This window comes from Pseudomonas sp. PB105 (assembly GCF_009764655.1).
GTDB classification, from domain to species: Bacteria; Pseudomonadota; Gammaproteobacteria; order Pseudomonadales; family Pseudomonadaceae; genus Aquipseudomonas; species Aquipseudomonas cyclaminis.
This window is the reverse complement of sequence record NZ_RWIO01000028.1, coordinates 37,377-57,563: the sequence shown is the minus strand read 5'-3', so window position 1 is coordinate 57,563 and position 20,187 is coordinate 37,377. Positions and strand designations below refer to the sequence as shown.

24 protein-coding genes are annotated in these 20,187 nt (G+C 60.1%); 16 read left to right on the top strand and 8 right to left on the bottom strand.

Annotation, left to right across the window (positions count from 1 at the left end; all coding sequences use genetic code 11):
- The 3 genes from EJD88_RS05830 to EJD88_RS05820 all read right to left on the bottom strand — a co-directional run bounded on the left by EJD88_RS05830 (position 1) and on the right by EJD88_RS05820 (position 2,101).
- Positions 1-759, bottom strand: coding sequence for a GntR family transcriptional regulator (locus EJD88_RS05830; protein WP_099585584.1), 759 nt, complete (start codon positions 757-759; stop codon positions 1-3).
- Positions 760-1,020: 261 nt separating this feature from the next.
- Positions 1,021-1,524: a murein L,D-transpeptidase family protein gene (locus EJD88_RS05825; RefSeq protein ID WP_099585583.1), complete on the bottom strand. Its 504-nt coding sequence runs from the start codon at positions 1,522-1,524 to the stop codon at positions 1,021-1,023.
- 28 nt (positions 1,525-1,552) lie between these two features.
- A complete protein-coding gene (locus EJD88_RS05820) occupies positions 1,553-2,101 on the bottom strand; it encodes an NUDIX hydrolase (RefSeq protein WP_158877167.1) in 549 nt (182 codons plus the stop codon).
- Positions 2,102-2,247: 146 nt separating this feature from the next.
- Between EJD88_RS05820 and EJD88_RS05815 the strand changes: the two genes are divergently transcribed.
- The 5 genes from EJD88_RS05815 (at position 2,248) to purT (ending at position 5,494) form a co-directional block, all read left to right on the top strand.
- On the top strand, positions 2,248-2,850 hold the full coding sequence (locus EJD88_RS05815; RefSeq protein WP_033898592.1) for a CoA pyrophosphatase: 603 nt from the start codon (positions 2,248-2,250) through the stop codon (positions 2,848-2,850).
- A gap of 36 nt (positions 2,851-2,886) precedes the next feature.
- Entirely contained in the window at positions 2,887-3,411 is a 525-nt protein-coding gene (locus EJD88_RS05810) for a gamma carbonic anhydrase family protein (protein ID WP_099585581.1), read from the top strand.
- Complete coding sequence (locus tag EJD88_RS05805) at positions 3,408-3,623, top strand: DUF1289 domain-containing protein (protein WP_158877165.1); 216 nt, start codon at positions 3,408-3,410, stop codon at positions 3,621-3,623. The genes EJD88_RS05810 and EJD88_RS05805 overlap by 4 nt, the downstream gene beginning before the upstream one ends.
- Before the next feature lie 152 nt (positions 3,624-3,775).
- On the top strand, positions 3,776-4,243 hold the full coding sequence (locus EJD88_RS05800; RefSeq protein WP_099585579.1) for a VUT family protein: 468 nt from the start codon (positions 3,776-3,778) through the stop codon (positions 4,241-4,243).
- Positions 4,244-4,312: 69 nt separating this feature from the next.
- Positions 4,313-5,494 (top strand): formate-dependent phosphoribosylglycinamide formyltransferase, encoded by a 1,182-nt coding sequence (gene purT / locus EJD88_RS05795; RefSeq protein WP_099585578.1) that lies wholly within the window; start codon positions 4,313-4,315, stop codon positions 5,492-5,494.
- A 49-nt stretch (positions 5,495-5,543) separates the two neighbouring features.
- Here the strand turns inward: purT and EJD88_RS05790 are convergent, their stop codons facing one another.
- The 3 genes from EJD88_RS05790 to EJD88_RS05780 form a co-directional block, all read right to left on the bottom strand.
- Positions 5,544-6,854: an MFS transporter gene (locus EJD88_RS05790; protein ID WP_099585577.1), complete on the bottom strand. Its 1,311-nt coding sequence runs from the start codon at positions 6,852-6,854 to the stop codon at positions 5,544-5,546.
- Between the two features lie 192 nt (positions 6,855-7,046).
- Positions 7,047-8,291, bottom strand: coding sequence for a transporter associated domain-containing protein (locus EJD88_RS05785; RefSeq protein ID WP_158877163.1), 1,245 nt, complete (start codon positions 8,289-8,291; stop codon positions 7,047-7,049).
- A gap of 12 nt (positions 8,292-8,303) precedes the next feature.
- Positions 8,304-9,116, bottom strand: coding sequence for an inner membrane protein YpjD (locus tag EJD88_RS05780; RefSeq protein ID WP_099585575.1), 813 nt, complete (start codon positions 9,114-9,116; stop codon positions 8,304-8,306).
- A 234-nt stretch (positions 9,117-9,350) separates the two neighbouring features.
- Here EJD88_RS05780 and ffh point away from each other — a divergent pair, with 234 nt between their 5' ends.
- From ffh to thrC, 10 genes are all read left to right on the top strand, one after another.
- Positions 9,351-10,727, top strand: a complete 1,377-nt coding sequence (gene ffh / locus EJD88_RS05775; RefSeq protein ID WP_003193965.1) for a signal recognition particle protein — start codon at positions 9,351-9,353, stop codon at positions 10,725-10,727.
- Between the two features lie 250 nt (positions 10,728-10,977).
- Positions 10,978-11,229, top strand: a complete 252-nt coding sequence (gene rpsP, locus EJD88_RS05770) for a 30S ribosomal protein S16 (RefSeq protein WP_003238923.1) — start codon at positions 10,978-10,980, stop codon at positions 11,227-11,229.
- Between the two features lie 5 nt (positions 11,230-11,234).
- A complete protein-coding gene (gene rimM / locus EJD88_RS05765; RefSeq protein WP_099585574.1) occupies positions 11,235-11,771 on the top strand; it encodes a ribosome maturation factor RimM in 537 nt (178 codons plus the stop codon).
- Positions 11,753-12,526, top strand: a complete 774-nt coding sequence (trmD, locus tag EJD88_RS05760) for a tRNA (guanosine(37)-N1)-methyltransferase TrmD (protein ID WP_024077235.1) — start codon at positions 11,753-11,755, stop codon at positions 12,524-12,526. The genes rimM and trmD overlap by 19 nt, the downstream gene beginning before the upstream one ends.
- 45 nt (positions 12,527-12,571) lie before the next feature.
- Positions 12,572-12,922, top strand: a complete 351-nt coding sequence (gene rplS / locus EJD88_RS05755; RefSeq protein WP_003175895.1) for a 50S ribosomal protein L19 — start codon at positions 12,572-12,574, stop codon at positions 12,920-12,922.
- Positions 12,923-13,004: 82 nt separating this feature from the next.
- The gene (locus EJD88_RS05750; protein ID WP_099585573.1) at positions 13,005-13,418 is read left to right on the top strand and encodes an acyl-CoA thioesterase; all 414 of its coding nucleotides are present in this window, start codon (positions 13,005-13,007) and stop codon (positions 13,416-13,418) included.
- A 152-nt stretch (positions 13,419-13,570) separates the two neighbouring features.
- Positions 13,571-14,467 (top strand): site-specific tyrosine recombinase XerD, encoded by an 897-nt coding sequence (gene xerD, locus EJD88_RS05745; RefSeq protein ID WP_158877161.1) that lies wholly within the window; start codon positions 13,571-13,573, stop codon positions 14,465-14,467.
- A gap of 144 nt (positions 14,468-14,611) precedes the next feature.
- The gene (locus EJD88_RS05740) at positions 14,612-15,343 is read left to right on the top strand and encodes a thioredoxin fold domain-containing protein (protein ID WP_003175893.1); all 732 of its coding nucleotides are present in this window, start codon (positions 14,612-14,614) and stop codon (positions 15,341-15,343) included.
- Between the two features lie 129 nt (positions 15,344-15,472).
- Complete coding sequence (locus tag EJD88_RS05735; protein WP_032890791.1) at positions 15,473-16,777, top strand: homoserine dehydrogenase; 1,305 nt, start codon at positions 15,473-15,475, stop codon at positions 16,775-16,777.
- A 66-nt stretch (positions 16,778-16,843) separates the two neighbouring features.
- Complete coding sequence (gene thrC, locus EJD88_RS05730) at positions 16,844-18,253, top strand: threonine synthase (protein WP_158877159.1); 1,410 nt, start codon at positions 16,844-16,846, stop codon at positions 18,251-18,253.
- An 86-nt stretch (positions 18,254-18,339) separates the two neighbouring features.
- Here the strand turns inward: thrC and EJD88_RS05725 are convergent, their stop codons facing one another.
- Positions 18,340-18,540, bottom strand: a complete 201-nt coding sequence (locus EJD88_RS05725; RefSeq protein WP_099585569.1) for a hypothetical protein — start codon at positions 18,538-18,540, stop codon at positions 18,340-18,342.
- A 313-nt stretch (positions 18,541-18,853) separates the two neighbouring features.
- Between EJD88_RS05725 and EJD88_RS05720 the strand changes: the two genes are divergently transcribed.
- Positions 18,854-19,138, top strand: a complete 285-nt coding sequence (locus EJD88_RS05720; RefSeq protein WP_099585568.1) for a DUF3509 domain-containing protein — start codon at positions 18,854-18,856, stop codon at positions 19,136-19,138.
- A gap of 170 nt (positions 19,139-19,308) precedes the next feature.
- Here the strand turns inward: EJD88_RS05720 and EJD88_RS05715 are convergent, their stop codons facing one another.
- The gene (locus tag EJD88_RS05715; protein WP_158877157.1) at positions 19,309-20,178 is read right to left on the bottom strand and encodes a TIGR02285 family protein; all 870 of its coding nucleotides are present in this window, start codon (positions 20,176-20,178) and stop codon (positions 19,309-19,311) included.
- Between the last annotated feature and the right edge of the window lie 9 nt (positions 20,179-20,187).

The window sequence follows — 20,187 nt, the reverse complement described above, 5'->3', positions numbered from 1 at the left end:
CTAAGGCCGCAACTCGGCGGCAAAGTCGTATCGACGCAGCTCTGCGACAAAGTCGTAGTAATCGTTGCGGCAGTAGGTGTCGGTGATCTCGATCGGCGTGTTGTCGGCGGTGTAGCCCACGCGGGTCATCAGCAGCATGGCGGTGCCGGGGGCGATGCCCACCAGGGCGGCGAACTCGTCCGAGGCGTTGACCGCCTGGATATGCTGCAGGGCACGCACGATGGGCTTGCCGATACTTTCCAGGTACTCGTACAGCGAGCTGCCGATGGCTTGCGGTTGCGGCAGCACCGAGGCGGGCAGGGTGGTCATCTCAATGGCCATGACGGTGTCGTCGGCTTTACGCAAACGCTTGAGGCGCGCCACTTTGTCGGTGGGCGACAGGGCCAGGCGGATCAGTTCTTCGTGGGTCGGCGGGGTGATGTCGCGTTCCAGCCATTGTGAGCTGGGCACAAAGCCCTTGAGGCGCAACATCTCGCTGAAGCCCGACAGGCGCGACAGCGGCTGCTCCAGGCGTGGGGTGATAAAGGTGCCGGAGCCCTGGCTGCGGCGGATCAGGCCTTGGGCAAACAACACTTCCAGCGCCTTGCGGGCGGTGACCCGCGAGATGCTCAACTGCTCGCTGAGGACGCGTTCCGACGGCAGTGCCTGTTCGGACTTCCACTCGCCGGCATGAATGGCGGCTTCGAGCTTGCGGGCCAATTGCAGGTACAGCGGCGTGGATTGCTTGTCGTCTGGGCGTAGGGCCAGGATGGGATTCATCTGTCAGGTTTCCGATGCGTTATTGGAGTGTTGTCGCCCGGCATTGGCCGAAAATTAATACCACTTAAATACCATGTCAATCCTGCCAAAACGGTGCAGATACGGCTTTCTTGGCCCTATAACGGGGCTTGGTCTCAAGTGGTATTAGAGAGGTCTTTATGGCGCGCAGAAAAGCGCAGCCCGCGCGGTGAACTGGTATTCACCGGCAGGCGTTGTGAGAGGCGGGGATTTTTTTTGAATTATTTTACGAGCGGTCGCTGATTACGGCCGGATCTCGATCAGGGTGCCGTCTTTGACCAGGGTCCAGACTTCACGCATGTCCACGTTGCGCATGCCGATGCAGCCGTCGGTCCAGTCCAGGGTGTGGAACCACTGTTCCGGGTAGTCTTCGGTGTCGGGGGTGCCGTGGATCATGATCATGCTGCCGGGCTTCACCCCTTCGCGGCGTGCGCGGGCGGCGTCGCTGATATTGGGGTAGGAGATGTGCATGGCCAGGTTGAAGCGCTCGCTGGTCTTGCGCCAGTCGATCCAGTACAGGCCTTCCGGAGTGCGGCGGTCGCCCTCGATCAGCTTGTGGCCCTTGGGGTTTTTGCCCAGGGAAATGCGGTAGGTCTTGAAGGGTTTGCCGTCGTTGATCAGTTGCAACTGATGGGCGGACTTGAGCACCAGGACTTTTTCGACGGTTTTGCCGCCCAGGGTCTCCACGGTGGAAGCCGGCGACAGCGTGGCGAACGACAGGCAGAGCAGAGCAAGCAACCAACGCATTGAAACGATTTCCCTTGATGCCGGATTATTATTGGGCGGGCTTGCCCATCGGCGGCACAGCCTCGCTGCGCACCGGGTAGGACTGTTCGCGGCGGTCAGCGAAAAAGCATTCTAAGGTACGTGTCACCGTGCGGAAAGCCAGCTCGGACCAAGGGATGTCGGCTTCGTCGAACAGCTGCACTTCAAGGCTTTCGGGACCTGCAGCGTAGTCCAGGTCGACCAGCTCGGCGCGGTAGAAGATATGCACCTGGTTGATGTGCGGCACGTCGATCAGGGTGTAGATCGCCAGGTTGCGCACGCGGGCGCAGGCTTCTTCCAGGGTTTCGCGGGTGGCGGCCTGTTCGACGGTCTCGCCGTTTTCCATAAAGCCTGCGGGCAAGGTCCAGTAACCCAGGCGCGGCTCGATGGCGCGGCGGCACAACAGCACCTTGTCGCCCCACACCGGTACGGTCCCGGCGACGATATTGGGATTCTGGTAGTGAATGGTCGAGCAGTGATCACACACAAAACGCAGGCGCCCGTCGCCTTCGGGAATGCGTTGGGACACCGGTTTGCCGCACTGGCTGCAGAATTTCATGCTGGGGTTCCTGGAAAGTGCGCCTATCTTGGCGTGGCGGACGGGGGCCTGCAAGTTGTCGTTTAGCGACACCCGCCGGGTTTTGGGGTTGGGCGCCCGCCCGCTTTGGTGCATGATGCTTAGTAGCCAACAGACCGAGATGACTCATGCTGGACGAGCTACTTCGCCGGGTAAGCAACCACACCCCCCACACGCTGGAAACCGACGGGCGTTTCCCCGAGGCCGCGGTGCTGGTGCCGATTACCCGCAGTGACGAACCTGAGCTGATCCTGACCCTGCGCGCCAGCGGCCTGTCGACCCACGGTGGCGAAGTGGCGTTTCCCGGCGGTCGCCGCGACCCCGAAGACCCGGACCTGATTTTCACCGCCCTGCGTGAGGCCGAAGAGGAAATCGGCCTGCCGCCCGGCCTGGTCGAAGTGATTGGCCCGTTGAGCCCCCTGATTTCCCTGCACGGTATTCGCGTCACGCCTTATGTCGGTGTGATCCCCGATTACGTCGAGTACCTGGCCAACGATGCCGAAATCGCCGCCGTGTTCAGCGTGCCCCTGGATTTTTTCCGACAGGATCCGCGTGAACATACCCACAGAATCGATTACCAGGGGCGCAGTTGGTACGTGCCCAGCTATCGGTTTGGCGAGTACAAGATCTGGGGGCTGACGGCGATCATGATCGTCGAGCTGATCAACCTGCTCTATGACGACGCCCAGATCAGCCTGCACCAGCCGCCTAAAAGCTTCATCAATATCTAAAGCCATCGTTTGAATGGCGAGCCGTGAGGACACACCATGAAATACCGCCTGGGCGACGCCCGCGTCGAGACGCACCCCAACAGTTGGGTGGCACCCAATGCCACGCTGGTGGGCAAGGTCAAGCTGGAGGAGGGCGCCAACGTCTGGTTCAACGCGGTATTGCGTGGCGACAACGAACTGATCCTGATCGGCAAGAACAGCAACGTGCAGGACGGCAGCGTGATGCACACGGACATGGGCTTCCCGCTGACCTTGGGCACCGGCGTGACCATTGGCCATAACGCGATGCTGCACGGCTGCACCGTGGACGATTACAGCCTGATCGGCATCAATGCGGTGATCCTCAACGGCGCGAAAATCGGCAAACACTGCATCATCGGCGCCAATTCGCTGATCGGCGAAGGCAAGGAAATTCCCGACGGTTCGCTGGTAATGGGCTCGCCGGGCAAAGTGGTGCGCGAGTTGACGGACGCGCAGAAGCGCATGCTCGAAGCCAGCGCCGCGCACTATGTGCATAACTCGCAGCGGTACGCCCGTGACCTGGCCGAGCAGTCAGAATGAACCCGACTGAACGCCCCGTCGCCTCGCCGTGCGTGAGCATTTGCGCGCTGGACGATGATGATATCTGCACTGGCTGCCAGCGGACGGTGGATGAGATTACGCGTTGGAGTCGCATGGACAACACCGAGCGCCGGGTGGTGCTGGGGTTGTGCCATGAGCGGGCGGTGGCGGGTGGATTGGTGTTTATGGTTTCTGGTAAATCCGGCGCCTGATAGATCGCCATCGGGGGCAAGCCCCCTCCCACAATTGAATGTATTCACAGATCAAAATGTGGGAGGGGGCTTGCCCCCGATGAGGCCCTCCCAGACGACATGTTTCCAAATGTGAAGTACCCTGTGCCCCTTGTTCACAGGTCCCTCGCCCCATGCTCTTCCTGATCGCCTACATCAGCAGCGTCGTGCTGATCAACTTCGCCTTCTCCACCGCCCCGCACCTGGACGTAATCTGGTCCGCCTGGGGTGGGCTGGTCTTCATCCTGCGCGATATGGTGCAAACCCGCTTCGGCCATGGTGCGATCGTCGCCATGCTGGCGGCGCTTGTGCTGTCCTATGTCACTTCCGACCCGGCCATCGCCCTGGCCAGTGCCACGGCTTTCGCGGTGTCCGAATGCATCGACTGGCTGGTGTTCAGCATCACCAAGCGCCCACTCCACGATCGCCTGTGGATAAGTTCGGCGCTGAGCATTCCCCTCGATACGTTTATCTTCTTCGGCCTGATCGGTGCCCTGACGCCCGCAGTGGTGGGCACCGCCCTGGCCTCGAAATTCGCCGGTGTGACGGCGGTCTGGTTGATCATGGCCTGGCGCATTCGCAAGCGCGCCGTCGCCAACTGAGGCCAATTTTTACAGTTCATGTAAAATGCCGGCCTTTCTCCCCATGATCCGCTCCCCTGAGGACCTGAGATGACCCGAATCGGAACTCCATTGTCGCCAACCGCGACCCGCGTATTGATGTGTGGCTGCGGTGAGCTGGGCAAGGAAGTGGTAATCGAGCTGCAACGCCTGGGCGTTGAAGTGATTGCCGTGGATCGCTACGCCAACGCGCCGGCCATGCAAGTGGCGCATCGCAGCCATGTGATCAACATGCTCGACGGCGCTGCCCTGCGTGCAGTGATCGAAGCCGAGAAGCCGCACTTCATCGTGCCGGAAATCGAAGCCATCGCCACCGGTACGCTGGTGGAACTGGAAGCCGAAGGTTTCACCGTGATCCCTACCGCCCGTGCAGCGCTGCTGACCATGAACCGTGAGGGCATTCGTCGCCTGGCTGCTGAAGAGCTGGATCTGCCGACCTCGCCGTACCACTTCGCCGACACCTTCGAAGACTACAGCAAGGCTGTCCAGGACCTGGGCTTCCCCTGCGTGGTCAAGCCGGTGATGAGTTCGTCGGGCAAGGGCCAGAGCCTGCTGCGCAGCGCTGACGACGTGCAGAAAGCCTGGGATTACGCCCAGGAAGGCGGGCGTGCCGGCAAGGGTCGGGTGATCATCGAAGGGTTTATCGACTTCGACTACGAAATCACTCTGCTGACCGTGCGTCACGTCGGCGGCACCACCTTCTGCGCGCCGGTCGGTCACCGTCAGGAGAAGGGCGATTATCAAGAGTCCTGGCAGCCTCAGGCCATGAGCCCGGTTGCCTTGGCTGAGTCCGAGCGGGTTGCCAAAGCCGTGACCGAGGCCTTGGGTGGTCGCGGTCTGTTTGGTGTGGAATTGTTCATCAAGGGTGATCAGGTGTGGTTCAGCGAAGTGTCGCCGCGCCCGCACGACACCGGTCTGGTGACCTTGATTTCTCAGGATCTGTCGCAGTTTGCCCTGCACGCACGCGCCATCCTGGGCCTGCCAATCCCGCTGATCCGTCAGTTCGGGCCTTCGGCGTCAGCGGTGATTCTGGTGGAAGGGCAATCGACCCAGACCGCCTTTGCCAACCTCGGCGCGGCACTGAGCGAGCCGGACACGGCGTTGCGTCTGTTTGGTAAGCCAGAAGTGAATGGCCAGCGCCGCATGGGCGTGGCGTTGGCGCGGGATGAGTCGATTGAAGCGGCTCGGGCCAAGGCCACCCGGGCTTCCCAGGCTGTTGTGGTAGAGCTCTAAAAGCATCGGGGGCGGTGCGACGATTCGACTTGCCCCCGATAGCGGTCTATCAGGCCACCTTGTTCAAATCATTATCCCGCGTCTCTTTCAGGCACAGCACAGCAATCAAGCTGAGCAACGCTGCCGCCGACACATACCCGCCGACATAACTCAGCCCGCCCATCGCCACCAGTTTGGTCGCGAAAAACGGTGCCGCCGAAGCGCCCACAATCCCACCCAGGTTATACGCCGCCGAAGCCCCGGTATAACGCACGCGTGTCGGGAACAGTTCCGGCAGCATCGCGCCCATCGGCGCGAAGGTCACACCCATCAGGAACAGCTCCAGCGCCAGGAACAGCGCCACGGCCCAGGTCGAACCGTGGGTCAGCAAGGGTTCCATGGTGAAGCCGGACAGGATGGCGAGAATCGCGCCGACGATCAGCACCGGCCTGCGTCCATAGCGATCACTGGCCAAGGCTGCCAGCGGTGTGGCCAACCCCATGAACAGCACCGCGAAGCACAGCAGGCCAAGGAAGGTTTCGCGGCTGTAGCCCAAGGTCGACACGCCGTAGCTCAGGGAAAACGCCGTGGTGATATAGAACAGCGCATAGCACACCACCATCGACGCGGCGCCCAGCAGTACGGGCAGCCAATGCTGGCTGAACAATTCCACCAGCGGCACCTTGACCGGTTTTTCCTTGGCCACGGCGTTGGCGAACACCGGGGTTTCATGCAGCTTCAACCGTGCATACAGGCCGACCATCACCAGCGCGGCGCTGAGGATGAACGGGATGCGCCAACCCCAACTGCGGAATTGCTCGTCGTCAAGGCTCATGGCCAGGATCAGGAACAGGCCGTTGGCCGCCAGAAACCCGATCGATGGGCCAAGCTGCGGGAACATGCCGAACCAGGCGCGTTTGCCTTTCGGGGCGTTCTCGGTGGCCAGCAGTGCCGCGCCACCCCATTCCCCGCCCAGCCCAAGGCCTTGCCCGAACCGCAGCACGCACAACAGGATCGGTGCCCAGGCCCCGATGGTGTCGTAGCCCGGCAGCAAGCCGATCAGCGTCGTGCACACGCCCATCAGCAGCAGCGAGGCCACCAACGTGGACTTGCGGCCGATACGGTCACCAAAGTGGCCGAACAGCGCCGAGCCCAGTGGGCGGGCGATGAAGGCGATGCCGAAAGTCAGGAACGACGCCAGCATCTGCGCGGTGCCGGAGGTCTGCGGGAAGAACACCGGGCCGATCACCAGGGCTGCGGCGGTGGCGTAGATATAGAAGTCGTAGAACTCGATGGCGGTGCCGACGATGCTCGCCGTGGCGACCCGTGCAGTCGAATTGGTCGGGGCGGCGGTCGCGGCCTCGTTATAGGTGGTGCTCATTGGGTTATCCCTGACAGTCATTGCGCGTTTGGACGCGGATTATTATTGGTCGAACACCCGTGGATCAGGGTTGTACGCGGTCGGGCGAAGCTTGGGTAAGCCGCAGGGATTATAGGAAGGGGTCTGGAATTACAACAAGAGCCGACACGCCGCAAATCAAAATGTGGGAGGGGGCTGTTTACCGTCAGGCAGTTACGCGGCGACGGGTATCCGGCTGGTGTGCCAGATCAGCACCTTGGCCACGCGGTTGTCCTCGGTTTCAAGGATTTCCAGACGGTAGCGGCCGATTTTCAGGCACACCGCGCAATCCGGAATGGTCTCCAGCGCTTCGGTCACCAGGCCGTTGAGGGTCTTGGGGCCGTCGCTGGGCAGGTGCCAGCCCAGGCTCTTGTTCAGTTCGCGGATCGAGGCGGCGCCATCAATGATGTAGCGGCCATCGGGTTGCGCTTCGATATGCGGGTTGTCCGTGCCCTGTTCACTTTCGAATTCACCGACGATTTCTTCGAGGATGTCCTCAAGGGTCACGATGCCCAGCACTTCGCCATACTCATCCACCACCATGCCCAGACGTCGCTGCTGTTTGTGGAAGTTCAGCAGTTGCAGTTGCAGAGGCGTGCTTTCCGGGACGAAGTAGGGTTCGTGGCAGGCGGCGAGCAGCGCCTCTTTGGTCAGGCTGGCGTCGGGCAGCAGATGCTTGACCTGCCGGGTATTGAGCACGGCCTGGACCTGGTTGATATCACTGTGAAACACCGGCAGGCGTGTGCGTGGCGAGATGCGCAGCTGTTCGATGATGGCTTCGATCGAGTCGTCGAGGTTGATGCCGTCCACTTCGCTGCGGGGCACCAGGATGTCATTGACGGTGATGTTGTCCAAGGCGTGGATGCCGGGCATGCGAGGGGTGTGGTCGGCGTCGGGCTCGGGTTCGTCATCGTGATCGTGATCGTGACCGGGCAGAGGCTCGTCGCTCTTTTTCACCGCGCCGGATTTTCGTGCAAACGGGCGCAACAACAGCAGGCTGATGCCATTGAGCAGCCAGGCTGCGGGGTAGAGGATTTTCAACGGCACGCCCAGCAACGTATTGCCAAAGCCCAGCACCGCGTGCGGATGGCGGATAGCCAGGGCGCGAGGCAGGTAATCGGCCAGCACCAGCAGGAGTACGCAGGAAATCAGCCAGCCGAGCCAAGGACCATTCAGCGCCCAGGCATAGATCGCCAGCAGCGTGCAGAGAATCACCACGGCGGCGCGACACAGGCTGTTGCACAGGATCAGGCTGTTACGCGGGAAGTTCAGGCGGGCGGCCGCTTTATCACCCTGGCGTGTACCGGGGCGCAGGGCGAGCAAGTGGTGTTGTGCCGCTTCAATGGCGGTAAACAGCCCGGCCCATAACACCAGCAAGGCGATTACTGCGAGCATCGGCCCTAAGGGCAGGTTATCCATGATTGCTGCCCGTCAGATATGCAGGATGTATTCGCGAACCAGCTTGCTGCCGAAATAGGCCAGCATCAGCAGGCAGAAACCGGCCAGGGTCCAGCGGATCGCCTTGTGCCCACGCCAGCCGAGGCGGTTGCGGCCCCACAGCAACACGCTGAACACCACCCAGGCCAGGCACGCCAGCAGGGTTTTGTGCACCAGATGCTGGGCAAACAGGTTCTCCACGAACAGCCAGCCGGAAATCAGCGACAGCGAGAGGAGTGTCCAGCCGGCCCACAGAAAACCGAACAGCAGGCTTTCCATGGTTTGCAGCGGCGGGAAATTCTTGATCAGGCCGGAAGGGTGCTTGTGCTTGAGCTGATGGTCTTGCAACAGCAGGAGCAGGGCCTGGAACACCGCGATGGTGAACATGCCGTAGGCCAGGATCGATAACAGGATATGCGCGAGGATGCCGGGTTCTTCGTCGATCACCTGCACGGTGCCGGTGGGGGCGAATTGTGCCAGCAGCACCGTCAGCACGCCCAACGGGAAGAGCAGGACCAACAGGTTCTCGACGGGAATCCGATAACAGGCCATCAGCGTCAGGGCAATGACCGCAGCAGCGATCAGGCTGGCGGCGCTGAAAAAGTCCAGGCCCAGGCCAACCGGCGTCATCAGGTGGGTAAACAGGCTCGCGGCATGGGCCAGCAGGGCGAGGACGCCGAGGCCGACCAGCAGGCGTTTGTCTGCCTTGGTGCCTTGGGCAAGACGAGTGCCCTGATAGAGGGTCGCAGCGGCATACAAAATGGCGGCGGCGAGGCTGGGTAGCAAACTGGGTGACAAGGGGACCATAAATCCTGATAGACAAGCCCGAAAGGCGCTGAGTTTGGCATACACCTGCGTTCCACGAAAGACTCCAGGACCAGACAGCGGGTGTGCATGGGCGCAGTCTTCGCTATAATCCGCGACCTGCCCACGCCGCAGGCTCGCCGAGCGCTGTTTTTAATAGCGATTTACCACAGCCTGGGCCGTCATTACCTCGGTCTACCAATGCATTTCGATGAATGGGGCCTGAAAGGATCGCGCATGTTTGAAAACTTGACTGACCGTCTCTCGCAGACGCTGCGCCACGTAACCGGCAAGGCCAAGCTGACCGAGGACAATATTAAAGACACCCTGCGTGAAGTACGCATGGCGTTGCTGGAAGCCGACGTGGCCTTGCCTGTGGTCAAGGACTTCGTCAACTCGGTCAAAGAGCGCGCAGTGGGCACCGAAGTGTCCCGCAGCCTGACGCCGGGCCAGGCTTTTGTGAAGATCGTCCAGGCCGAACTCGAAAGCCTGATGGGCGCTGCCAACGAAGACCTGAACCTCAGCGCCGTGCCACCGGCCGTCGTGCTGATGGCGGGCCTGCAGGGGGCGGGTAAAACCACCACCGCCGGCAAGCTGGCGCGCTTCCTTAAAGAGCGCAAGAAGAAGTCTGTCATGGTGGTGTCGGCCGACGTATACCGTCCGGCGGCCATCAAGCAGTTGGAAATGCTGGCGGGCGAAGTCGGCGTGACCTTCTTCCCGTCCGACCTGAGCCAGAAGCCGGTCGACATTGCCAACGCGGCTATTAAAGAAGCCAAGCTCAAGTTCATTGATGTCGTGATCGTCGATACCGCCGGTCGCCTGCACATCGACGAAGAGATGATGGGCGAGATCAAGGCGTTGCATGCCGCGATCAACCCGGTCGAGACGCTGTTCGTGGTCGACGCCATGACCGGTCAGGATGCGGCCAACACCGCCAAGGCTTTCGGTGATGCACTGCCGCTGACCGGCGTGATCCTCACCAAGGTCGACGGCGACGCCCGTGGCGGTGCTGCGCTGTCGGTGCGTGCCATCACTGGCAAGCCGATCAAGTTCATCGGTATGGGCGAGAAGAGCGAAGCGCTCGAACCGTTCCACCCTGAGCGTATCGCCTCGCGTATCCTTGGCATGGGCGACGTACTCAGCCTGATCGAACAGGCCGAAGCGACCCTCGACAAGGACAAGGCCGATAAACTGGCCAAGAAGCTGAAGAAGGGCAAGGGCTTCGATCTCGAAGACTTCCGTGACCAGCTGCAACAAATGAAGAACATGGGCGGCCTCGGCGGCCTGATGGACAAGCTGCCGAATATCGGCGGTGTGAACCTGGCGCAAATGGGCAATGCCCAGGGCGCGGCAGAGAAGCAGTTCAAGCAGATGGAAGCCATCATCAACTCCATGACCCCGGCCGAGCGCCGCGACCCTGAACTGATCAGCGGTTCGCGCAAACGTCGGATCGCGATGGGCTCCGGCACCCAGGTGCAGGACATCGGTCGCTTGATCAAGCAGCACAAGCAGATGCAGAAGATGATGAAGAAATTCTCCGCCAAAGGCGGAATGGCCAAGATGATGCGCGGCATGGGCGGTATGTTGCCCGGCGGCGGCATGCCGAAAATGTAAAGAATTCGAGCGCAAGTACGCTTGCGCTCCGACCCACAGGGATGTGGGATCTCCAGCAAACCCGCCGTTGGCGGGGGCTGACCTGCCGTTTTAACCGACGGCTCTCTAGCAGATCTGAATGGCACGCTGATAGGCGCCAGAAAAAGACATTTGCAAAAGTCCGGATATTCCTTAGAATATGCGGCCTTTCGGGCACCTATGCCCGCTGTGCATTTAGATTTGCAGCACCGACTACAGGAACGATGTTCACATGCTAACAATCCGTCTTGCCCTTGGCGGCTCCAAAAAGCGCCCGTTTTACCACTTGACCGTAACTGACAGCCGCAACCCACGTGACGGCTCTCACAAGGAACAAGTAGGCTTCTTCAACCCGATCGCTCGTGGTCAAGAAGTCCGTCTGTCCGTGAACCAAGAGCGCGTAGCCTACTGGCTGAGCGTTGGTGCACAACCGTCTGAGCGTGTTGCTAAGTTGTTGAAGGACTCGGCTAAGGCCGCAGCCTGAGCAATATGAACGCGACGCCAGCTGTTGCTGATGATTTGATCGTTATCGGCAAGATTTATTCTGTTCATGGCGTTCGCGGCGAAGTGAAGGTGTATTCCTTTACTGATCCGACTGAAAACCTGTTGCAGTACAAAACCTGGACGCTCAGGCGCGAAGGGAGTGTGAAACAGGTCGAGCTGGTCAGCGGACGCGGGAGCGATAAGTTCCTGGTCGCGAAGCTCAAGGGTCTTGATGATCGTGAAGAAGCTCGTCTTCTGGCTGGTTATGAGATCTGCGTGCCGCGCAACCTGTTCCCTGAATTGACCGACGGCGAGTACTACTGGTACCAGCTGGAAGGTCTGAAGGTTATTGATCAACTCGGGCAATTGTTCGGGAAAATCGATCATCTTCTGGAAACCGGCGCCAATGATGTAATGGTGGTCAAGCCTTGCGCTGGCAGCCTGGATGATCGCGAACGCCTGCTGCCCTATACGGAGCAGTGTGTGTTGGCTATCGACCTGGTAGCGGGCGAGATGAAGGTGGAATGGGACGCGGACTTCTAAGCGTGGCTAATTTGCGCATTGAAGTGATCAGTTTGTTTCCCGAGATGTTTTCCGCCATCAGCGAGTACGGCATCACCAGTCGGGCGGTGAAACAGGGGCTCTTGCAGCTCACCTGTTGGAACCCGCGAGACTACACGACGGATCGACATCACACTGTGGACGATCGCCCATTTGGCGGTGGCCCGGGCATGGTGATGAAGATCAAGCCCCTGGAAGACGCGTTGGTTCAGGCCAAGGCAGCTGCCGGGGAGAAGGCGAAGGTAATTTACCTGTCCCCTCAAGGCCGTCAGCTGAAACAGGCGGCGGTGCGCGAACTGGCGAATGAGGAAGCATTAATCCTGATTGCCGGTCGCTATGAAGGCATTGACGAGCGTTTTATTGAAGCTCATGTCGATGAAGAGTGGTCGATTGGGGACTATGTCCTGTCTGGCGGTGAGCTGCCGGCGATGGTCCTGATAGATGCGGTTACACGACTGCTGCCTGGAGCTTTAGGGCATGCGGACTCCGCGGAGGAAGATTCCTTCACGGACGGTTTGCTGGATTGCCCGCACTACACCCGACCGGAGGTGTATGCGGATCAGCGTGTTCCCGACGTATTGCTAAGTGGCAATCACGCACACATCCGGCGTTGGCGTTTACAGCAGTCCCTTGGTCGGACCTATGAACGACGCGCCGATCTTCTGGAAAGCCGCTCGCTTTCTGGAGAAGAGAAGAAGCTGCTCGAGGAATACATCCTCGCGCGGGACGATAGTTAACAACGTATCGATGGTAGGTCCATTGACTTACCTTAGGAGCACAGCATGACTAACAAAATCATCCTTGCACTCGAAGCAGAGCAGATGACCAAAGAGATCCCTACCTTTGCCCCGGGCGACACTATTGTCGTTCAGGTGAAAGTGAAGGAAGGCGACCGTTCGCGTCTGCAAGCGTTCGAAGGCGTGGTAATTGCCAAGCGTAACCGTGGTGTGAACAGTGCTTTCACTGTTCGTAAAATCTCCAACGGTGTTGGCGTAGAGCGTACTTTCCAGACCTACAGCCCGCAAATCGACAGCATGGCCGTCAAGCGTCGCGGTGACGTACGTAAAGCCAAGCTGTACTACCTGCGTGACCTGTCCGGTAAAGCAGCTCGCATCAAGGAAAAACTGGCTTAAGTCCAGCTTCCCGATGCAGAAAGAAGCAGCCTACGGGCTGCTTTTTTGTGCCTGAAATTTGTCCATTCCCCGGTATTTGTCCATGACCACCCGCCCCGAAGAAATCCAGCGTCGCACCGATCTGTCCGTGACCCACGTGACCAAGGCCGTATTCCCGCCCACCACCAACCACCACAACACCCTGTTCGGCGGCACCGCGTTGGCCTGGATGGATGAAGTGTCGTTCATCACCGCCACGCGTTTCTGTCGTTTGCCGTTGGTGACGGTCTCCACTGACCGCATCGACTTCAATCACGCCATCCCGGCGGGCTCTATCGTTGAACTCATCGGGCGGGTTATCAAGGTAGGGAACACCAGCCTCAAGGTGGAGGTTGAGGTGTTCGTTGAGAGCATGAGTGCCGATGGCCGCGAGAAGGCGATCCAAGGTGTGTTCAGTTTTGTGGCGATTGATGCCGATAAGCGTCCGGTGCCTGTGCTGCCTGGGTTTGTAGACTGATCCTGGACCGAGCCGCGGCCATCGCAGGCAAGCCAGCTCCCACATTTGATCGGTGGAGGGTGCAAATCAGTGACCCGACACAAAACCCCTGTGGGAGCTGGCTTGCCTGCGATAGGATCTAACAGACACTACAGTAATCCGCCCGAGCCCTCATGCCTGCCATTGACCACCCCCTGATCGACCGCTTTCTTGATGCCCTCTGGCTGGAAAAGGGCCTGTCGGACAACACCCGTCAGGCCTACCGCAGCGACCTTGCCCTGTTCAACGGCTGGTTGCAGGATAAAAACCTTGAATTGGTCAATGCTGGCCGCGAGCTGATCCTCGATCACTTGGCTTGGCGCCTGGAGCAGAATTACAAGCCGCGTTCCACTGCGCGATTTCTCTCCGGTGTGCGTGGCTTTTATCGCTATCTGCTGCGGGAAAAACTCATCGCTCTGGACCCGACCCTGCAGGTCGATATGCCGCAGCTCGGTAGGCCTTTGCCCAAGTCCTTGTCGGAAGCCGACGTCGATGCTCTGCTTGCCGCGCCCGACCTCAGCGAGGCTATCGGCCAGCGCGACCGCGCCATGCTGGAAGTCTTGTATGCCTGTGGCCTGCGGGTCACCGAGTTGATCAGCCTGACGCTGGAACAGGTCAACCTGCGTCAGGGCGTACTGCGGGTGATGGGCAAGGGCAGCAAGGAGCGGCTGGTGCCGATGGGGGAGGAGGCGATTGTGTGGGTCGAGCGCTATATGCGCGATGCCCGTGGCGAGTTGCTCGGCGGCCGTCCCAGTGATGTGTTGTTCCCCAGCCAGCGCGGTGAGCAAATGACCCGCCAGACGTTCTGGCATCGCATTAAGCACCAGGCCAAGGTCGCGGGGATTGGCAAGAGCCTGTCGCCCCATACGTTACGCCATGCATTTGCCACCCATTTGCTCAACCACGGCGCGGATCTGCGCGTGGTGCAAATGCTGCTCGGGCACAGCGACTTATCCACCACCCAGATCTACACCCATGTGGCGCGCGCGCGATTGCAGGATATGCACGCCAAGCACCACCCACGAGGCTGAAAACCGCCAATTTATACCGCCACGGGCTGCCCTGCGGCCCAACTGTGGTAGGCTTTGCCGGTTAGCAAAGGTGACGGTGCCGGCCCGTGTCTACTGAGATAGCGGTGTTCCTTCCCGTCCCTGCATCTGCCTTCAGGAGTTCCCATGCGCTTGACCCAGATTATTGCCGCCGCAGCCATTGCGTTGGTTTCCACCTTTGCCGTCGCTGATGACGCTGCCGAGCAGACCATCCGCAAGAGCCTGGCCAACCTGCAACTCGACACCCCGATCGAAAGCATCAGCGCCAGCCCGATGGCCGGCCTGTATGAAGTCAAGCTCAAGGGCAGCCGCGTGCTGTACGCCAGTGCGGACGGCCAGTACATCGTTCAGGGCTACCTGTTTCAGCTCAAGGACGGCAAGCCGGTCAACCTGACCGAGAAAGCCGAGCGTCTGGGCGTGTCCAAGCTGATCAACGGTATCCCAGTGGCTGAAACCGTGGTTTACCCGGCCATTGGCGAGACCAAGACCCACATCACGGTCTTCACCGACACCACCTGCCCGTACTGCCACAAGCTGCACGCCGAAGTGCCGGCGCTGAACAAGCTCGGTGTGGAAGTTCGCTACGTTGCGTTCCCGCGCCAGGGCCTGGGTTCGCCGGGTGACGAGCAGTTGCAAGCCGTATGGTGCTCGGCCGACAAGAAAGCGGCCATGGACAAGATGGTCGACGGCAAGGAAATCAAGGCTGCCAAGTGCGCCAATCCGGTCTCCAAGCAATTCGCCCTGGGCCAGTCCATCGGTGTGAACGGTACGCCGGCCATCGTTTTGGCTGACGGCCAGGTGATTCCGGGCTACCAGCCGGCACCACAAGTTGCCAAACTGGCGCTGAGTGCCAAATAAACCAGCATCGTCGAACCTTTGACGATCATGGCCCGTTGATAAGTCGACGGGCCATCAATTGAAAGCCGCAGTCGTGCGGCTGTTTTCCACGGCCGACCTTGCGTCGGCCGTTTCATGGGGAGTTCTTCAGTGAAACCGGTCAAAGTAGGCATCTGTGGGTTAGGGACCGTCGGTGGCGGCACCTTCAACGTACTTCAGCGTAATGCTGAAGAAATTTCCCGCCGTGCAGGGCGTGGGATTGAAGTGGCGCAAATTGCCACGCGTTCGCCAAAGCCTCAGTTCGAAACGACCGGTATTGCGATTACCAACGATGTCTTCGCCGTGGCCACCAACCCTGAGATCGATATCGTCATTGAGCTGGTGGGCGGCTACACCGTAGCCCGTGAGCTGGTGCTCAAGGCCATCGAGAACGGCAAGCACGTGGTCACCGCCAACAAGGCGCTGATCGCAGTGCACGGCAACGAGATCTTCGCCAAGGCCCGCGAGAAGGGCGTGATCGTGGCGTTCGAAGCCGCCGTGGCCGGTGGTATCCCGGTAATCAAGGCGATCCGTGAAGGCCTGTCCGCCAACCGTATCAACTGGGTGGCCGGCATCATCAACGGCACCGGTAACTTCATCCTTACCGAAATGCGCGAGAAGGGCCGTACCTTCGAAGACGTGCTCGCCGAAGCCCAGGCGCTGGGCTACGCCGAAGCCGACCCGACATTCGACGTGGAAGGTATCGACGCCGCCCACAAGCTGACCATCCTGGCGTCCATCGCCTTTGGTATCCCGCTGCAGTTCGACAAGGCCTACACCGAAGGCATCACCAAGCTGACTACCGCCGACGTGAACTATGCCGAAGCCCTGGGCTATCGCATCAAGCACCTCGGTGTAGCGCGCAGCACCCCGGCCGGTATCGAGCTGCGTGTGCACCCGACGCTGATCCCGGCTGATCGCCTGATCGCCAACGTCAACGGCGTGATGAACGCGGTGATGGTCAATGGTGATGCTGCCGGTTCCACGTTGTTCTACGGCGCCGGCGCCGGCATGGAGCCGACCGCTTCTTCGGTGATCGCCGACCTGGTGGACGTGGTTCGCGCCATGACCAGCGACCCGGAAAATCGCGTACCGCACCTGGCCTTTCAGCCGGATTCGCTGTCGGCCCACCCGATCCTGCCGATCGAAGCGTGCGAAAGCGCCTACTACCTGCGCATCCAGGCCAAGGATCATCCGGGCGTGTTGGCCCAGGTCGCCAGCATCCTGTCCGAGCGCGGTATCAACATCGAGTCGATCATGCAGAAGGAAGTCGAGGAGCAAAACGGCCAGGTGCCGATGATCCTGCTGACCCACCGCGTGCTTGAGCAGCACATCAACGATGCCATCACCGCGTTGGAAGCCTTGCAAGGCGTCGTCGGCCCGGTCGTGCGTATTCGTGTCGAACACCTGAACTAACCGATTGTTCCAGGGGCCCCGCGCGTTCGGCGGCCTCTGTTCGAGAATGTTTTAGAGGAGCCAGTCATGCGTTATATCAGTACCCGCGGCCAGGCACCGGCCCTGAATTTCGAAGACGTCCTGCTGGCAGGCCTTGCCACCGACGGCGGCCTGTATGTGCCGGAAAACCTGCCACGCTTCACCCAGGAAGAAATCGCCTCCTGGGCCGGCCTGCCGTACCACGAGCTGGCGTTCCGGGTGATGCGCCCGTTCGTCACCGGCAGCATTCCGGATGCGGATTTCAAGAGGATCCTGGAAGAAACCTACGGTGTGTTTTCCCACAGCGCCATCGCGCCGTTGCGCCAACTGAACGGCAACGAGTGGGTATTGGAGCTGTTCCACGGCCCGACCCTGGCGTTCAAGGACTTCGCCCTGCAACTGCTCGGTCGTTTGCTGGACTACGTGCTGGAGAAGCGCGGCGAGCGCGTGGTGATCATCGGCGCGACCTCCGGTGATACCGGCTCGGCGGCGATTGAAGGCTGCAAGCACTGCGAAAACGTCGACATCTTCATCCTGCACCCGCATAAGCGTGTGTCCGAAGTGCAGCGTCGCCAGATGACCACCATCTTTGGTGAGAACATCCACAACATCGCCATCGAAGGCAACTTCGACGACTGCCAGGAAATGGTCAAGAACAGCTTCGCTGACCAGAGCTTCCTGAAAGGCACACGCCTGGTTGCGGTGAACTCGATCAACTGGGCGCGGATCATGGCCCAGATCGTCTACTACTTCCACGCCTCCCTTCAGCTGGGCGGCCCGGCGCGCTCGGTGTCGTTCTCGGTGCCGACCGGCAACTTCGGCGACATCTTCGCCGGCTACCTGGCGCGCAACATGGGCCTGCCGATCAACCAGTTGATCGTCGCCACCAACCGCAACGACATCCTGCACCGCTTCATGAGCGGCAATCAGTACGTCAAGGAAACCCTGCACGCGACCCTGTCGCCGTCCATGGACATCATGGTTTCGTCGAACTTCGAGCGTCTGTTGTTCGACATGCACGGTCGCAACGGCTCGGCGATTGCCGGCTTGATGGACACCTTCAAGAGCGGTGGCGGTTTCAGCGTGGATGAAGAGCGCTGGACCGAAACCCGCAAGCTCTTCGACTCCCTGGCCGTGGACGATGCTCAGACCTGCGAGACCATTGCCGAAGTCTATGCCCAGACCGGCGAGCTGCTCGACCCGCACACCGCCATCGGTGTGAAGGCCGCCCGCGAATGTCGTCGCAGCCTGGATATCCCGATGGTGATCCTGGGCACTGCCCACCCGGTCAAATTCCCCGAAGCGGTGGAGAAGGCTGGTGTTGGCAAAGCGCTGGAGCTGCCGGTGCACCTGACCGACCTGTTCGAACGTGAAGAGCGTTGCACGGTGTTGGCCAATGACTTGAAAGCCGTGCAGGCGTTTGTCAGCCAGCATGGCAACCGGGGCAAGCCGTTGTAAGGCAAACCGCGTACACAAAAACGCCGCTGTCCCTTCCTTGGGGCAGCGGCGTTTTTTGTTTTTGGCAGGCCCGATTAAACGACGGTCTACGTAAGCAGCTTATGTGCCAGGGCCATTACCGTACCTACGGCTGTGAAGAAGCCTATCGCGATGCCTACGGGGTACCAGAAGACTTCACGGGTTATCTTGTGGACTTCAGCGTTGAACTTGCGCTGTTCAGCATAGATACGTGATATGTCTGCGTGAATTTTCTCGATCGAGGCTTGTTGTTCATTGTGTTCCAGCATCATGTTCATCCTTCGCAATAAGGGCCTTTTGATATGCGCTCTCGCCTGCGCGGCGCAGTGAAAAACACTCAACGCGTATAGGATTCGCTCTGCGCCCCGGCGTCTGCAAACCCCAAAACAGCCACTCATTGCGTAAGCACTTATGTGCGGCCGTTTTTTCGTTGTCATGTTGCAAGTGCATGCTGGTTCTCGTCATCCCCTGACGGGCCTATAAAGACGAAAAAGCGAACTTTCCTACGTAACAACCAGTCACTTAGGATAGATGCAGCTCCCGTTGAAACGATTGTTCCCGAACTATTGAGTGGTGATCGAGATGGAAAGTATCAGCCTATTGCTCGAAGAAGCACTGAGCCCTTATCAGGTTACGCTGACCACCGCGGGTGTTCAGGACGAGTGCTTGGTGACGGTGAAGAATCCTGCTGGCGCTATCGTCGTCGAGCGTGAAGTCGACCGCGCCCAATTGATGGATAAGCGCGTGCTGGTGGACGTAGTGGACTGCTTGCTGCGCGATATCAAAATCGCGGAAGGGCGCGTGGAGCCCTCGGTCATCGCGGCCTTGCGCAACGCTGCCCAGACCCGCAGCGCTGCCCGCGCATGAAGAATTGTTCACTGATGGAAACTTCCTACAGCATGGCCGGTCAGATTTTGTAACAGCAAGAGCAAACATTGTGCTCCGGTGTTTGTGGCTTGCTGTACTGGTCTTTGTTGGCCACGTTTAACCCCGAAGTGTCTCCCCACGCTTCGGGGTTTCTTTTTGCCCGCGATTTGTCAGGGCATGGGCGTGTCCTGGTAGAACCGGGGGTGGTCGATCAGGTATTGCGCGCGTAGCGTCGGGTCGAGCCAGGCCGCGTAGGAGTGCAGCAGTTGAGCTTGGGGCAGTTCGCTCAACACTTGGTTGATGTGTTCAATCGCCTGGTGGCCCTGGGGCGTATTGGAGCAACCGATGTGAACACGCTGGTAGGGCATGGAGCCGGCAATGGGATAGAACGCCAATGTCAGCGGATCAATACCCTGGCGCAGGGCGTGATAGCGAATTTCAGTCCAGTAGCCCAGCACCGCTTCCAGACGCCCCAAGCGCTGCATTTGCAGCAGGCTGCCCAGTGCGTCGTTTCCGTAGTGCAGTACGCGGTTGTGTGCGTCCGTGTGCTCCAGCACGTCGTCGATGAACGCCCCGTAGCTGCGCTCGGCAACCACGCCCAGGCGTGCGTGTTTATCCAGCAGGAGCGCCGAGAGGTCGACCCGCTGCTGTGCGATAAACGGCGCGAGCACTTCACGGTGGTCCTGGCGCACCACCACGCCGTTGCTGACGATGGAAAAAGCCGGACGCGAATACACCACCCACTTGGCCCGCTCCGGCGTCCACAGCATGGTGGGGTCGCAGGTCAGGGCGGTTGTCTGCAGCATTTGCAGGCCGCGCGCGCGGTTGACGTGCAGAATCTTGTGCTGGTACTCGGGCAGGCGATCCATCAGCATCGGCAGCAATTCGTCGATGGCGCCCTGACCCTTTTGCGGGCCGTCGAAGATGATCATCGGCGGCAAGTCGCGGATCAGCCAGGTCAAGGTGTCCGCCGCCTGGGCTGGCAATGGCAGAAGTCCGAACAACGGTGCACAAAGGCCCAGCAGCCAACGATGCGCCATTATCTTGAG

Bases quoted from the DNA above. Each gene is read 5' to 3' on its own strand.
- EJD88_RS05830 (WP_099585584.1), bottom strand. From the start codon at position 759: ATGAATCCCATCCTGGCCCTACGCCCAGACGACAAGCAATCCACGCCG.
- EJD88_RS05825 (WP_099585583.1), bottom strand. From the start codon at position 1,524: ATGCGTTGGTTGCTTGCTCTGCTCTGCCTGTCGTTCGCCACGCTGTCG.
- EJD88_RS05820 (WP_158877167.1), bottom strand. From the start codon at position 2,101: ATGAAATTCTGCAGCCAGTGCGGCAAACCGGTGTCCCAACGCATTCCC.
- EJD88_RS05815 (WP_033898592.1), top strand. From the start codon at position 2,248: ATGCTGGACGAGCTACTTCGCCGGGTAAGCAACCACACCCCCCACACG.
- EJD88_RS05810 (WP_099585581.1), top strand. From the start codon at position 2,887: ATGAAATACCGCCTGGGCGACGCCCGCGTCGAGACGCACCCCAACAGT.
- EJD88_RS05805 (WP_158877165.1), top strand. From the start codon at position 3,408: ATGAACCCGACTGAACGCCCCGTCGCCTCGCCGTGCGTGAGCATTTGC.
- EJD88_RS05800 (WP_099585579.1), top strand. From the start codon at position 3,776: ATGCTCTTCCTGATCGCCTACATCAGCAGCGTCGTGCTGATCAACTTC.
- purT (WP_099585578.1), top strand. From the start codon at position 4,313: ATGACCCGAATCGGAACTCCATTGTCGCCAACCGCGACCCGCGTATTG.
- EJD88_RS05790 (WP_099585577.1), bottom strand. From the start codon at position 6,854: ATGAGCACCACCTATAACGAGGCCGCGACCGCCGCCCCGACCAATTCG.
- EJD88_RS05785 (WP_158877163.1), bottom strand. From the start codon at position 8,291: ATGGATAACCTGCCCTTAGGGCCGATGCTCGCAGTAATCGCCTTGCTG.
- EJD88_RS05780 (WP_099585575.1), bottom strand. From the start codon at position 9,116: ATGGTCCCCTTGTCACCCAGTTTGCTACCCAGCCTCGCCGCCGCCATT.
- ffh (WP_003193965.1), top strand. From the start codon at position 9,351: ATGTTTGAAAACTTGACTGACCGTCTCTCGCAGACGCTGCGCCACGTA.
- rpsP (WP_003238923.1), top strand. From the start codon at position 10,978: ATGCTAACAATCCGTCTTGCCCTTGGCGGCTCCAAAAAGCGCCCGTTT.
- rimM (WP_099585574.1), top strand. From the start codon at position 11,235: ATGAACGCGACGCCAGCTGTTGCTGATGATTTGATCGTTATCGGCAAG.
- trmD (WP_024077235.1), top strand. From the start codon at position 11,753: ATGGGACGCGGACTTCTAAGCGTGGCTAATTTGCGCATTGAAGTGATC.
- rplS (WP_003175895.1), top strand. From the start codon at position 12,572: ATGACTAACAAAATCATCCTTGCACTCGAAGCAGAGCAGATGACCAAA.
- EJD88_RS05750 (WP_099585573.1), top strand. From the start codon at position 13,005: ATGACCACCCGCCCCGAAGAAATCCAGCGTCGCACCGATCTGTCCGTG.
- xerD (WP_158877161.1), top strand. From the start codon at position 13,571: ATGCCTGCCATTGACCACCCCCTGATCGACCGCTTTCTTGATGCCCTC.
- EJD88_RS05740 (WP_003175893.1), top strand. From the start codon at position 14,612: ATGCGCTTGACCCAGATTATTGCCGCCGCAGCCATTGCGTTGGTTTCC.
- thrC (WP_158877159.1), top strand. From the start codon at position 16,844: ATGCGTTATATCAGTACCCGCGGCCAGGCACCGGCCCTGAATTTCGAA.
- EJD88_RS05725 (WP_099585569.1), bottom strand. From the start codon at position 18,540: ATGCTGGAACACAATGAACAACAAGCCTCGATCGAGAAAATTCACGCA.
- EJD88_RS05720 (WP_099585568.1), top strand. From the start codon at position 18,854: ATGGAAAGTATCAGCCTATTGCTCGAAGAAGCACTGAGCCCTTATCAG.
- EJD88_RS05715 (WP_158877157.1), bottom strand. From the start codon at position 20,178: ATGGCGCATCGTTGGCTGCTGGGCCTTTGTGCACCGTTGTTCGGACTT.